Annotated in this window: 11 protein-coding genes; 7 read left to right on the plus strand and 4 right to left on the minus strand. The window is 40.3% G+C overall.

Annotation, left to right across the window (positions count from 1 at the left end):
• The first annotated feature begins 98 nt into the window (after positions 1–98).
• Positions 99–527, plus strand: a complete 429-nt coding sequence (locus ACZ5AE_RS11625; RefSeq protein ID WP_464572420.1) for a MarR family winged helix-turn-helix transcriptional regulator — start codon at positions 99–101, stop codon at positions 525–527.
• Between the two features lie 39 nt (positions 528–566).
• On the opposite strand, the gene ACZ5AE_RS11630 is transcribed toward ACZ5AE_RS11625, so the two are convergent.
• Positions 567–2,981 carry a cytochrome P450 gene (locus ACZ5AE_RS11630; RefSeq protein WP_464572422.1) on the minus strand — a complete coding sequence of 805 codons (2,415 nt, stop codon included), beginning with the start codon at positions 2,979–2,981 and terminating at the stop codon, positions 567–569.
• A gap of 426 nt (positions 2,982–3,407) precedes the next feature.
• On the opposite strand from ACZ5AE_RS11630, the gene aspA reads away from it, so the two are divergent.
• Positions 3,408–4,832 (plus strand): aspartate ammonia-lyase, encoded by a 1,425-nt coding sequence (gene aspA, locus ACZ5AE_RS11635; RefSeq protein WP_464572424.1) that lies wholly within the window; start codon positions 3,408–3,410, stop codon positions 4,830–4,832.
• A 69-nt stretch (positions 4,833–4,901) separates the two neighbouring features.
• Here the strand turns inward: aspA and ACZ5AE_RS11640 are convergent, their stop codons facing one another.
• On the minus strand, positions 4,902–5,069 hold the full coding sequence (locus tag ACZ5AE_RS11640; RefSeq protein ID WP_464572426.1) for a helix-turn-helix transcriptional regulator: 168 nt from the start codon (positions 5,067–5,069) through the stop codon (positions 4,902–4,904).
• A 3-nt stretch (positions 5,070–5,072) separates the two neighbouring features.
• Between ACZ5AE_RS11640 and ACZ5AE_RS11645 the strand changes: the two genes are divergently transcribed.
• Complete coding sequence (locus ACZ5AE_RS11645; protein WP_464573601.1) at positions 5,073–5,429, plus strand: purine/pyrimidine permease; 357 nt, start codon at positions 5,073–5,075, stop codon at positions 5,427–5,429.
• Positions 5,430–5,706: 277 nt separating this feature from the next.
• Here the strand turns inward: ACZ5AE_RS11645 and ACZ5AE_RS11650 are convergent, their stop codons facing one another.
• Positions 5,707–6,108 carry a hypothetical protein gene (locus tag ACZ5AE_RS11650; RefSeq protein ID WP_464572428.1) on the minus strand — a complete coding sequence of 134 codons (402 nt, stop codon included), beginning with the start codon at positions 6,106–6,108 and terminating at the stop codon, positions 5,707–5,709.
• 134 nt (positions 6,109–6,242) lie between these two features.
• On the opposite strand from ACZ5AE_RS11650, the gene ACZ5AE_RS11655 reads away from it, so the two are divergent.
• The gene (locus tag ACZ5AE_RS11655) at positions 6,243–6,902 is read left to right on the plus strand and encodes a hypothetical protein (RefSeq protein WP_464572430.1); all 660 of its coding nucleotides are present in this window, start codon (positions 6,243–6,245) and stop codon (positions 6,900–6,902) included.
• Positions 6,903–7,546: 644 nt separating this feature from the next.
• On the opposite strand, the gene ACZ5AE_RS11660 is transcribed toward ACZ5AE_RS11655, so the two are convergent.
• Positions 7,547–8,962, minus strand: a complete 1,416-nt coding sequence (locus ACZ5AE_RS11660) for a sigma-54 interaction domain-containing protein (RefSeq protein ID WP_464572432.1) — start codon at positions 8,960–8,962, stop codon at positions 7,547–7,549.
• A gap of 212 nt (positions 8,963–9,174) precedes the next feature.
• Here ACZ5AE_RS11660 and pruA point away from each other — a divergent pair, with 212 nt between their 5' ends.
• From pruA to ACZ5AE_RS11675, 3 genes are all read left to right on the plus strand, one after another.
• Positions 9,175–10,719 (plus strand): L-glutamate gamma-semialdehyde dehydrogenase, encoded by a 1,545-nt coding sequence (gene pruA, locus ACZ5AE_RS11665; RefSeq protein WP_464572434.1) that lies wholly within the window; start codon positions 9,175–9,177, stop codon positions 10,717–10,719.
• A gap of 62 nt (positions 10,720–10,781) precedes the next feature.
• Positions 10,782–11,984, plus strand: a complete 1,203-nt coding sequence (locus ACZ5AE_RS11670; RefSeq protein WP_464572436.1) for an ornithine--oxo-acid transaminase — start codon at positions 10,782–10,784, stop codon at positions 11,982–11,984.
• A 67-nt stretch (positions 11,985–12,051) separates the two neighbouring features.
• Positions 12,052–13,317, plus strand: a complete 1,266-nt coding sequence (locus tag ACZ5AE_RS11675; protein WP_464573602.1) for a Glu/Leu/Phe/Val family dehydrogenase — start codon at positions 12,052–12,054, stop codon at positions 13,315–13,317.
• Positions 13,318–13,332 lie beyond the last annotated feature (15 nt).

Here is a 13,332-nt window from a genome sequence, read left to right on the forward strand (position 1 = left end):
TTTCACTACGTCAATAGTGTTTTTGCCTATATGTTATATAAATCAGTGTTGGTATGATATCATAAGAACAAGAATGGACACCTTGTGAGGTGATTATAATGACTGAAGAATCGCTTGAAACGATTGAGCTTGAACTTGCGATTATGATTCGCCGTATCACAACATATTCTTCGCACAAAAGAATTGGCAATCTTGATCGTTCCGCTTATCTACTCTTACATCAAATCGCAACACATGGTGCGGCAGGAGTGAAAGCTTTAGCTGGGGAATTTCAATTGGATATTTCTACTGTTAGCAGGCAGGCCTCTGCACTTGAACAAAAAGGATATTTATATCGAATCCCTGATCCAACTGATGGAAGGGCCTACTCTCTGGAAATAACGGAATTGGGTTTAAGAAAATTAAGGGAAGAAAGAAAAGCAAGGAAGGAAAGAGTGGCTGAAGTGACAAGGGATTGGTCTGAAGAAGAACGTGCTTTATTTGGAAACCTTTTAACAAAATTCAATATTGCAGCCATTCAAGAATAGAAAAAGAGGACGCGTTCATCCTCTTTTTCGTTAATTTACCTAGTTTTCATTTATTGGAGCTAAAAGCTCTAAAAATTTTTCAAATGGCATTTGACAGGCTGGGTATTTTTCCAGTAAATCCAGCATCGTAATGCCTTTGTCTACGACATGTGCCTTATAGGCATCCTCATTTAATAGTGCCTCTAATTCTTTTTGATGAGGCGGGCAAACTGTATGTTCCGCCAACTCTTGAAGCTGGAGACGGGTAACGGTTTCTTCCAAATTAACCTTTAAATATAGTAAGTCGCTGACGCGGACAGGGAAATCTAGTGGCAGCAGGGCCGCGAAGTGCTGGTTCCCGCTCAAGACAACCTGTGCGTTAGTATCTAATGCAAAGCGGTTAAGAACACGTTCGACAGTCTTAATAGAATTGCGGGTTTTCACAGTCTGTACCACAGCACTGCTTGAAGCATGCTCCGTGGTGTGTACATTATCGACAAATTGGACTGTCAATGCCTGATGGGTTTCATTTGATTTATTTTCAACTTTAAGCCCTAATGTCTCGAACACATTTGGCCATAATTGCTCATGCCAATCTTCAAACTGTTGATCAAAATCACTACTTGCATCCCCTTGGCCTTTTGGAGATATTCTGTTTGCACCTTTTTCAGTAAGCTTTTCGTCAATCAAGTTAGGAACACTTTGATAGGTGTTCGCCCAGTTCGTATCTCCACAGCCAAAAACAGCGTAACGAACACCATCGAGGACCTCACCGTCAGACTCTTTCATCCACTTGACAAACTTCCGAGCGTTCTTTGGTGGATTGCCATTATAAGAGGACGTGACAATTAGAGTAACTCCTTCTTTCGGAAGTACGCCTGCGTATTCATCAAGCGGTGCTATCTCACTTTTGAAACCTTTAAAACGAGCACTAGTTGCCAAATCTTTTGCAATTCCTTCCGCAGTCCCCATGTTTGAACCGTATAGCACAAGCAATGGTGTGTTATTTCCAATCGAAGAATCGTATTTTTGGTTATCTGAATGTAAGGCAGAAGAGCTTTTTTCTTCAGCAGGTATTACAAACGATTCAACAAGTCGTTTATCACGAAGCCGGACGCTCATAGTGAAATTTTCGGGCTTAAGAGTCATTGTTTGTTTAATTTTTAATTGATAGTTCGTATGGTCAATTAAGTCAAAGTTTTGCAAAATCATACCTATTAATAAGGTTGCCTCGTGAAGGGCAAACTGCATTCCGATACATGCACGTTGTCCATTGCCGAAAGGTTTATAGGCATCATGCGGTATTTTTTTCGGGTCTTCAAACCGTTCGGGACGAAACTCTTCAGCATCTTCACCCCAAGCTTCTTTGTCGCGGTGCAGTTGTGGGAGTAAAATGGCAACCGTCTGCTTTTTGTTTATCTTATATTTTCCTCCAAGGACCATATCTTCCTTGGCATACAGGGTAAATTGCGGTGCTGTCGGATAAAGACGCAGTGATTCATTTAAAATCATCCGGATATACTTCAGTTCCAAAACTTGTTTAAAGGTTGGAACTGGTCCTGTCAATACGCGGTCAACTTCCGCTCGGGCTTTTTGCAGTATTTCCGGGTGCTTTAACAACAGGTAAAGCGTAAAGGACAAGAGACCGCTGGTTGTTTCATGTCCAGCAATCAGGAAGGTGATGATTTGGTAACGGATATTTTCATCATCGAGCATTTCGCCTGTTTGCGGATCTTTAGCGCTTAGCATCCTAGCAAGCAAATCTGTTTCCCCTTGATCACCGTGTTCCCTCCGTTCAACGATTAGTTTGTCTACCAAGGAAAACATCGCTTGAATATTCTTTTGGAATTCCTGGCGTTTTTTCACCATTAATTTATTCTGAATTTTAAGCCGGGTCCCTTTATGCATGGCTTCATCTAGGGCATTCACCATATTGATAATAAAAGGGTCATGCGTTTCACGGTAGAAGCTGTTAAAACGATAGTTAAAGCCGCACAACCCAATAGTATCAAGCGTAAGTCTGGTCATATCATCCGGTACATCAATACTCTCATTTGGATTCAGCCGTGCCCATTTTTGGACGAGCTGGCTAGCTATGTCTACCATCATCGAGTGATACCCTTTCATAGCTGATAGACTAAACGAGGGCATAAGAATGTTATGGGCTTTTTGCCAGTTTGGCTCAAATGTTTTACCTGTAAACAGCCCATCGCCTGCGAATGCGCGAACCTGATAAAGGCCGCCAAGCAGACTTTTATCAAATTTTCCACTGTTTAAAATTTCACCAGCCCATTTATAACCGGATATAAAGATGGTAGAAAAGCCGCCAAAAAACTCTATGCGAAATATAGGACCGTACTGTTCCGCGATTTTCCACAAGGAAAGTGTCGGAGCCTCCTTATCAAGCAATGGCATATTGCCAAGTGGGCCATACGTTTTCGGCTGCGGTATCGCAGCAATTTCGGAAGTAGACATATTCGTTTAAACAACCTTCCTTTCTCCTCGAGAGATTTAACTCTAAATAATTTTAAAATAATATTTTAGAAGATTATACCATGTATATATTACTAATATAAAGTATTTAACGAGTAAATATTCAGACAAATTTCTACATTTTTTTCATTTTTGACAATTACAAAAACTCAGAAAACCAACGGTATGGTTGAAAACGGTTTCGACATAACGTATATTGTAAGGGGTTGATAAAGAAAATTGGTTTATAATTGTCATTTATCATTGCTATCAGCTGACGAAAATATTTTTTTAAAAAAATATTTTCGGGTTTTTTAGCAATATAAATGAAATTATAGCAGGATTGTATTACAATGAAATATGTAAAGGTTATTTTTTTTAATAGGATACTATTAAAATAGATTTCTAAATACGAGACGAGGTAGAAAAATGGAAGCGAATACAACTAGGTTAGAACATGACTTCTTAGGAAAAAAAGAAATACCTGAAAATGTTTATTATGGGATTCAAACATTACGGGCCGTTGAAAACTTTCCGATTACAGGATACCGAATCAATGAGGAATTAATTAAGGCATTAGCAATGGTCAAGAAAGCAGCAGCTATTGCTAATATGAATACCAAACGTTTGTACAGCGGACTAGGGGAAAAAATCGTGCAGGCTGCCGAGGAGATCATTGAAGGGAAATGGCATGATGAGTTTATTGTCGACCCAATTCAGGGTGGCGCCGGGACATCCATAAATATGAACGCGAATGAGGTCATCGCAAACCGCGCACTTGAATTGCTGGGACACAAAAAAGGGGATTATAAGCATTTAAGCCCAAATAGCCATGTCAATATGTCACAATCGACAAATGATGCCTTCCCAACGGCCATCCATATAGCAACACTAAACCTATTGACCAAATTATTAGAGACAATGAAGTACATGCATAGCGTTTTCAAGGCAAAAGCAAAGCAATTTGAAACAGTAATCAAAATGGGCAGAACTCATCTTCAAGATGCTGTGCCGATCCGCCTTGGTCAGGAATTTGAGGCATATTCCCGTGTGCTTGAAAGGGATATGAAGAGAATTGCTCAATCGCGGAACCATTTATATGAGGTAAATATGGGGGCAACTGCGGTTGGAACAGGATTAAATGCTGACCCTAAATATATTAAAGATGTGGTAAAACAGTTGGCAGAAATCAGCGGGTTACCATTGATCAATGCGGAGCACCTGGTGGATGCCACCCAGAACACTGATGCCTATACGGAGGTTTCTGCCGCTCTAAAAGTATGTATGATGAATATGTCTAAAATTGCTAACGACCTTCGCCTGATGGCTTCAGGTCCACGAGCAGGTCTGGCTGAAATTTCACTGCCGGCCCGTCAGCCAGGCTCATCCATCATGCCAGGTAAAGTAAACCCAGTTCTGCCGGAACTGATTAACCAAATTGCTTTTCAGGTAATTGGCAATGACCATACCATTTGTTTGGCATCAGAAGCAGGGCAGCTTGAGTTAAACGTAATGGAGCCAGTTTTAGTCTTCAATCTGCTGCAATCGATTAGTATCATGAATAATGGTTTCCGCTCCTTTACTGATCACTGTTTAGCTGGCATTGAAGCGAATGAAGCTAGATTAAAAGAATATGTTGAAAAGAGTGTTGGGATTATTACAGCAGTAAATCCGCATCTTGGCTATGAGGCAGCGGCAAGAATTGCGAGAGAAGCAACGTTAACTGGAAAGTCCGTCCGCGAATTGTGCTTGCAGCATGATGTTTTAACTGAGGAAGAATTAGATCAAATCCTTAATATTTATGAAATGACAAAACCGGGGATTGCTGGAGCGGCACTTTTAGATAGAGATTAAGATAGGATTTCACGAAATAATTTGCACTGTGCTAAGGAAGGTTGTCTAAGTTGGCAACCTTCCTTTAATTTACTTTTCACAAACGCGGTATTCTGTTGGTGAGATACCTGCCAATTTTCGAAATAGGGTGCTGAAATAGTGTTGGCTGCTGAAACCACAATTTTCGGCAACCTCTGAAATAGTCCAGTTCGGTTTAGAAAGTAATAATCGTTTAGCCGTTTGAATTCGATAATGCATTAGATATTCGTTGCAGCATGTGGGGTTTTAATGACTTTTTCCTTTTTTCCTGGTTTAGTGAGTTTGTTAGCATCGTTGCCAATATCGGTTGCAAGTGCTGCTCTTTTAGCAACACTAATTGATATGCTTGCAATTGGTATCAGGTCATTGACAAAACACCCATTAAACGATAAGAAGATAGCCATTATTGGAGTGTCACTCCTATTAGGGATTGGAACAATGTTTTTACCTGCTGATGGTTTAAATGGACTTCCTTACGTGATTCAAAATCTGGGTAAAAATGGTTTATTAGTCGGGACTTTTATGGCTATCTTACTTGAACAGATTTGGAAAGAAAAACAGCTATCGACAACTATATGATTTTATTAGAAAGGCTCTTTTCTCAGAGATTGTTGCTTTTAACTATATTGAAAACACTGAGTGAATTGGAGCGAATGGTGCTTGACTCCTGCGGGAAATAGAGGAAAGGTCGAGACCCCGCAGACGGAACGTCGAGGAGGCTCGACTTCCTCCCCGCGGGTTTGCTGAGCGCCTGTAGCGGAAAGGAACGGACAGTGTTTTTCCAAAAAACAACAAACTTTACGAAAAGAGCCATTAGAAAAAAAGCGTGCAAAGAATTTTTGCATGCTTTCTGCTGTTATTTGTCATTTCTCTTCTCATTGCTTTTATCGCTAAGCGTGCGATAAATCTGCGTATTCATGCTGCCTTCCACAATATTCTCAAGAAAAAATGGGCCAATCAGCTCCAAATATTCCTCATCGTCAAACATTTTTTTATTTTGCCATTCCATTTCTGCTAACCCATCATAAGTAGAGAGTAACGAATATGTATGGTCATTTCCGGAAATGGGTGTTAAAATCTCTACTTTGTGGTTATAATTTTCAGTTCTAAATTTTTTTATTTCTCTTAGATTATCAATCGCCTCTTTAAATTTACCCTGTCTAATGATAAATGTCTGATAAACCACAACAGACACCGCGGCACCCCCAAAATGTAAGTGTTTAACAATAATTTGGTCATATTTCTTTTTTTTATTCATTTTAAATTTTAAAAAATCCAGCCCTTCTAGTTAGAAACCCTATGCAAAAAATGGCCATGCTGCATAATTTGATTAATAAGGGTCGTCTTTTAAAAAAGACAAGAAAATAATTTGGAAGAAGGGAGACTGCGGGGATGGATTTTAGCAAATATTCATCAATGCTTTATAAATACTTTGAAGAGGCTATAGAAATAAAAGATAGCTATGAAAATGCCAAACAAAGAGTGATGGACGAAAATGAAGTAAGGATTATGGTTTTCAATGATGTAAAGGATCGTTATAGAAAAACTGAGGAAGCTTTTAAAGCCGGCAAGGTGGAAGAGGAGGTATACATTAAAGCAAAAAAGGATTATGAAATAGCATCAAGTATTTCACATGACATGGAAAATCAGCTTAAGGCAATTGAAATTTATCAACAACATCGTCTTAAAAAGGTATTGGAGAATTTAATTGATTTGAAACAGAAATATATTGAGGAGATTGATAACGAAAAAGAAAAATTAAAATATCAATTAATCAAGGCAAAACATGATTTTCTGACTCAAGCTATTAAAGTGAGGAAAGCCTTTAAGGAATTGAGCAAGAATGAGATGGAACTGCAGGAGTTAACTCAAGAATTAGGGCTGGAGACAGGAATCGAGGTAAAAGATGCCTTTCAAGTTTTATCCTCTGCAATCATGGACGACGCCGGTGCAGTGGTAACAAAAGAAGAACTTTATGCCGCTCTTCATTCTGGGAAAATCTCAAAAGCTTTGAAGAAAGAATTGGTGAAAGCAGCGAATATAGGAATATAGAATAATTTAAAGGCTGTCTCTTGAAGTAAAGGTGTTAGGACCTTATGAGACAGCCTCTTTGAATTTGGGGATATTTATCTGTAACTTTCCCAATCTGTATAATGGCCGCTGCCTTGACAACCAGGACATTCGAACGAATTAAAATAAGCAAACTCATTGTAAGGGTAAACAGTGTAGCCTCGGCCAAAACAATCTGGACATTTGCCTTGGTCTTTCATATTGGAGAGATGATTTTGATAGCGTGTTTCTCTCCATTGATTGAATGAGCTGAGCAGTCCCATTTTTTTCACCTCAACGTTTTTAATCAAATAGGACAAAAGTTTTGACTTTGAAAATTGTCCAGCTCCAGGCGCCATCGGCTAGTGTACTTCGCTCTTCTCCCTACGATAAGTCAACATCGGATCGCTTGCGCTCTCCGTGTTTCCTTTATCTCAGTCGAAGCGCTCCAGTCCATACGCCGATTGAAGGGCGCCTTCCGCTTTTCTTAGTATGGGATAAAAATGGAATAATTATGCTTTTATTTTTAAAAAGGTAACAGCTGCTGCAAATACTTTTATATAATAATATTTTTATGTAAAACAAGCCCTGTTTGTGAATGCAAAAAAGCGGTAATCCCGTTCATTACCGCTTTTTTTTTTTCATTATTAAAGGCTGAGATTTAGTTTTTTCATCCGATACTGCAGACTTTGCCTGCTTAGGCCTAGTAATTTGGCACTCTTTGAAATATTGTGGTTATTCTTTTTTAGCACATGTTCGATGTAGGATTTTTCAAAAAGCTCCAGTTGCTCCTTAAGAGGAATCGCAATATCAGCCTCTTCATTAATAAAGGTATTAACCGAAGAAAGAGGGAGCATTCTTTCCTTCAATTGCATTTTATTGCGGTATTGATACGGTAAATGGGAGTACTTGATGATTTCTTCATCCATCATGATGTTCATCGCAGCTTCAATGATATGTTCAAGCTCACGAATGTTACCGTGCCAATCATAGTCAAAAAATGATTGCTTAACCTCATTAGATAATCCTTTTACATTCATTTGAAAACGTTCATTATATTTTTCAATGAAGTGCTCCACCAATAATGGAATATCTTCTTTTCTTTCTCTTAGTGGCGGGATGAAAATCGTTACCACCCCCAGCCGATAATATAAATCTTTTCGAAGTTTGTTATTGGCGACGGCATCAATCGGATCCTCGTTGATATTGGCGATCACCCTGACATCAACAGGTGTATCCTTTGTATCGCCGATTCTGCGGATCATTCGTTCCTGTAGAACACGAAGCAGTTTTGCCTGAAGGTTCATATTTAATGAGTTAATTTCATCAAGTAACAGTGTGCCCCCTTCAGCCTGTTCAAATAATCCCGGTGAATCAATAGAACCAGTAAATGCTCCGCGTTTCGTTCCGAAAAGAAGGCTTTCGATTAAATTATCAGGAAGGGCAGCACAATTTTGTGAAATAAATGGCCCGGCAAGCCGAGTGCTGGCATTATGAATACTCTGCGCAAAAAGCTCTTTGCCAGTACCTGTTTCCCCAACGATTAGTACATAGGATGCAGTCCTGCTGGCACGTTTCGCTGCTTCAATCACTTCTTGAAGGGCAGGGCTATTCCCGATAATATTATCAAAGGTATATCTGGTGCCGCTTTTATTAGTATTTCCTTTTATCAGGCGTTCGAGTTTTGTCACGTCATTGGCAATTTCTACTGCGCCTTGCAGATTTTCATTTTGATAAATTGGAATAGTGTTATTGATGGTCGTAATTTCACGGCCCTTATTATTAAAATAGGTTTGCTTGACATTGCTGGTCTCCTTGCCATCCTGCAGGGCTTTTACAAGAGTACTAGATTGATTATCTTTAAATTTAAAAACATCGAGCAAATTCTTATGGATCACTTCCTGAATATCCATCGACTCTATTTGCATCATTTTTTTATTGTAAACGATTGTTTTCCCCGTATTATCGACGGCGTGGACACCTACGTCGACCTCGTCCAATATCCTTTTGTACATGCTGTTAATATATTGAAGCTGTTGGATTGTTTTTTTTGTATTTTCCATGACGTTTTCTCTCCTTGCAAATCCCTTATGCACTAATTTAATCAAAAATCAGACTACAATGCAAAATGATTTTGCATAAATTCTTAAATATATGCAAAATAGCAAAAAAACTTGGCGTATTTTTTTATAAAAACGTTGTTAAACTGCAAAAAAATAGTTGGCACGGAACTTGCATATTAAAAGAATGTTACAAACAAAGGAGGTCTAATTACATGCAACCGTATACACACGAACCACTTACAAATTTTTCTGAAGAAAAAAATAAAAAAGCATTTCAAGATGCACTAGACTTTGTTCAATCACAGCTTGGCAAGCACTATCCAGTCGTAATTGGCGGAGAGCTAATTACAACCGATAAAAAGATTGCGTCTATCAATCCAGCAAATAAGGAAGAAGTTATCGGTACCGTATCGATGGTTGACCTAGACTTAGCTGAAAGTGCTATGCAAACAGCATTAACTACCTTTGAAACATGGAAAAACTGGTCACCTGAACATCGTGCCAACATTATATTCCGTGCCGCAGCCATTCTGCGCCGCCGTAAGCATGAGTTTTCCAGTTACATGGTGAAGGAAGCAGGGAAGCCATGGAAAGAAGCCGATGCTGATACTGCAGAAGCCATTGACTTTTTAGAATACTACGGCAGACAAATGCTGAATATCAAAGATGGCATTCCAGTAAACAGCCGTTTCGGCGAATTTAATCAGTTCCACTATATTCCGCTTGGGGTTGGCATCATCATTTCGCCATTTAACTTCCCATTAGCAATTATGGCGGGAACAACAGTAGCTGCAATCGTTAGCGGAAACACTGTGCTTTTAAAGCCGGCAAACTCAACGCCAATCATTGCTGCAAAATTTGTAGAGCTAATGCATGAAGCGGGACTTCCTAACGGGGTGTTGAATTACGTTCCTGGCAGCGGCGCAGAAATTGGTGATTACTTAGTTGACCATCCTAAGACGCGCTTTGTTTCCTTCACGGGCTCCCGTGAAGTTGGCTGCCGCATTTACGAACGCGCAGCTAAAGTTAACCCGGGCCAAATTTGGCTAAAGCGTGTGATTGCGGAAATGGGCGGAAAAGATACCATTGTTGTCGATAAAGATGCAGATTTAGATTTAGCCGCGTCTTCCATCGTTTACTCAGCTTTCGGATTCTCTGGTCAAAAATGTTCGGCAGGATCACGTGCTGTTATTCACCAAGATGTTTATGATGAAGTTCTTGAAAAAGTGGTTGCACTTACAAAGACTTTAACGCTAGGAAGTCCTGAATCAGCCGATACTTATATGGGACCTGTCATTGATGAAAGATCCTTCAAAAAAATCATGAGCTATATAGAAATTGGCAAACAAGAAGGCAGACTCATGACCGGTGGTGAAGGGGACGATTCAAAAGGCTACTTCATTCAGCCGACGATATTTGCAGATGTCGATGAGAATGCCCGTATTATGCTTGAGGAAATTTTCGGGCCGGTATTGGCTATCGCTAAAGCTCGTGACTTTGACCATATGATGCAGATTGCTAATAACACCGATTATGGCTTAACAGGTGCATTGGTTTCCAATAACCGCGAGCATATTGAAAGAGCACGCCGTGAATTCCATGTTGGCAATCTCTATTTCAACCGCGGATGTACAGGTGCCATTGTCGGCTATCAGCCATTTGGCGGATTTAATATGTCCGGAACGGATTCAAAAGCAGGCGGCCCTGACTACTTAATTCTTCATATGCAAGCAAAAACGACTTCAGAGACTCTTTAATTTTTTAGAGGATAGCAAGGGGGCTCACAAGCTCTCTTGCAAATATAAAGGGAGGACATAAAATGACTATGACATCAACTAAATCTACTGAAATTATTGAACAAACACATAAATTTGGCGCTAATAACTATCATCCGCTGCCAATCGTCATTTCCAAGGCAGAAGGGGTTTGGGTGGAAGATCCTGAAGGAACCCGCTATATGGATATGCTTAGTGCATATTCCGCAGTAAACCAGGGGCATCGTCATCCAAAAATTATTCAAGCTTTGAAAGACCAGGCAGACCGAGTAACTCTAACATCACGCGCATTCCATAATGACCAGCTTGGCCCATGGTATGAAAGAATCTGCAAGCTGACCAACAAAAACATGGCGCTTCCAATGAACACTGGGGCTGAAGCAGTTGAAACGGCGTTAAAAGCTGCGCGCCGCTGGGGTTATGATGTGAAAGGCATTGCTGAGAATCAGGCAGAAATTATTGCGTGCACAGGAAATTTCCATGGCCGGACCATGGGAGCAGTTTCCTTATCTTCCGACCCTGAGTATAAGCGAGGTTTTGGCCCGATGCTTCCTGGCATTAAATTAATTCCTTACGGTGACCTTGAAGCGCTAAAGGCAGCGATTACACCAAATACTGCAGCATTCTTAATGGAACCAATTCAAGGTGAGGCGGGAATCATTTTACCTCCTGAAGGATTTATAAAGGCTGCCTCTGAACTTTGTAAAGAAAACAATGTCTTATTTATTGCGGATGAAATTCAAGTTGGCTTAGCACGTACAGGTAAAATGTTTGCCTGCGATTGGGAAGAAGTTGAACCAGATATGCTTATTTTAGGTAAGGCATTAGGAGGCGGGGTATTCCCAATTTCCTGCGTGGTTGCCAATGCCGATGTTTTAGGTGTGTTTAATCCAGGATCACACGGTTCCACTTTTGGCGGTAATCCGCTTGCTTGTGCCGTGTCTATTGCAGCACTTGATGTTATCGAAGAGGAAAAATTGCCTGAACGATCACTTGAATTAGGAAAATATTTCTTAGATCAATTAAGGACAATCAGCAATCCGATGATTAAAGAAGTCCGCGGCATGGGATTGTTTATCGGGGTGGAATTAACAGAAGAAGCAAGACCATATTGTGAACAGTTAAAAGAAGAAGGCTTGTTATGTAAAGAAACGCATGATACAGTTATCCGTTTTGCACCGCCGCTGATCATCTCCAAAGATGAAATTGATTGGGCAGTTGCAAAAATTCAAAAGGTCTTAAGTTAATTGATTATAAATAATTTAAAATTTTGACGAGGTGTCTTCCATGTCGGTTAATGCAGTGGTAAATGAAATGACAAAAGAGCAGCAAAAGGAGCAGGAGTCATTAAATTTGTTTTACTCTACACAAACAGTAATACAAAAAGCTTTGGCGAAATTGGGCTACCAAAACGAGATGTTTGACTTATTAAAAGAACCATTAAGATTGTTGACAGTCCGCATTCCAGTCAGAATGGATGACGGTTCTGTTAAAGTGTTTACCGGTTACCGCTCCCAGCATAACGATGCGGTTGGTCCAACTAAGGGCGGCGTTCGCTTCCACCCGGAAGTGAATGAGGAAGAAGTAAAAGCATTGTCCATCTGGATGAGCTTAAAGTGCGGGATCACCAATCTTCCTTATGGCGGCGGTAAAGGCGGCATCATCTGCGACCCGAGGAAGATGTCATTTAGAGAGCTAGAAAGATTGAGCCGCGGCTATGTTCGTGCAATTAGCCAGATTGTTGGTCCGACAAAAGACATTCCGGCGCCGGATGTTTATACCAACTCCCAAATTATGGCGTGGATGATGGACGAATACAGTCGTCTTCGCGAGTTCGACTCACCAGGATTTATTACCGGTAAGCCAATCGTATTAGGCGGTTCCCAAGGGCGTGAAACTGCAACGGCACGCGGCGTAACCATTTGTATCGAAGAAGCGGTCAAGAAAAAAGGTATTGAACTGCAAGGTGCTCGGGTAGTCATTCAAGGTTTCGGAAACGCGGGCAGTTATTTAGCTAAATTCATGCATGATGCAGGTGCAAAGGTTATTGCCGTTTCCGATGTTTATGGTGGAGTCCATGACCCAAATGGTCTTGACATTGACTACTTGCTTGATAGAAGAGATAGTTTTGGTACATTCTCACAGCTCTTTAAAGAGACAATTACCAATAAAGAACTGCTTGAATTAGAGTGTGACATCCTTGTTCCTGCTGCCATTTCAAACCAAATCACTGTGGAAAATGCAGCCAATATTAAAGCTGCAATCTTAGTGGAAGCTGCCAATGGTCCGACAACTCTTGAAGCAACGAATATCCTGACTGAACGCGGAGTCTTGCTTGTCCCTGATATTTTGGCAAGTGCAGGCGGTGTAACAGTTTCCTATTTTGAATGGGTGCAAAATAATCAGGGCTATTATTGGACCGAAGAGGAAGTAGCAGATAAGCTTAAAAAAGTTATGGTGGATTCTTTCGAAAAAATCTATCGAACAGCACAGGAATATCAAGTTGATATGCGTTTGGCTGCCTACATGACAGGTATTAGAAAAATGGCGGAAGCAGCACAATTCCGCGGCTGGGTATAAAAAAGCTTTCGAAAT

This window comes from Neobacillus sp. S1227 (assembly GCF_055385255.1).

Coding starts and splice junctions, on each gene's coding strand:
- ACZ5AE_RS11660 (WP_464572432.1), bottom strand. CDS start 8,962: ATGGAAAATACAAAAAAAACAATCCAACAGCTTCAATATATTAACAGC.
- ACZ5AE_RS11675 (WP_464573602.1), top strand. CDS start 12,052: ATGACAAAAGAGCAGCAAAAGGAGCAGGAGTCATTAAATTTGTTTTAC.
- ACZ5AE_RS11650 (WP_464572428.1), bottom strand. CDS start 6,108: ATGAATAAAAAAAAGAAATATGACCAAATTATTGTTAAACACTTACAT.
- ACZ5AE_RS11655 (WP_464572430.1), top strand. CDS start 6,243: ATGGATTTTAGCAAATATTCATCAATGCTTTATAAATACTTTGAAGAG.
- ACZ5AE_RS11630 (WP_464572422.1), bottom strand. CDS start 2,981: ATGTCTACTTCCGAAATTGCTGCGATACCGCAGCCGAAAACGTATGGC.
- aspA (WP_464572424.1), top strand. CDS start 3,408: ATGGAAGCGAATACAACTAGGTTAGAACATGACTTCTTAGGAAAAAAA.
- pruA (WP_464572434.1), top strand. CDS start 9,175: ATGCAACCGTATACACACGAACCACTTACAAATTTTTCTGAAGAAAAA.
- ACZ5AE_RS11625 (WP_464572420.1), top strand. CDS start 99: ATGACTGAAGAATCGCTTGAAACGATTGAGCTTGAACTTGCGATTATG.
- ACZ5AE_RS11640 (WP_464572426.1), bottom strand. CDS start 5,069: ATGCATTATCGAATTCAAACGGCTAAACGATTATTACTTTCTAAACCG.
- ACZ5AE_RS11670 (WP_464572436.1), top strand. CDS start 10,782: ATGACTATGACATCAACTAAATCTACTGAAATTATTGAACAAACACAT.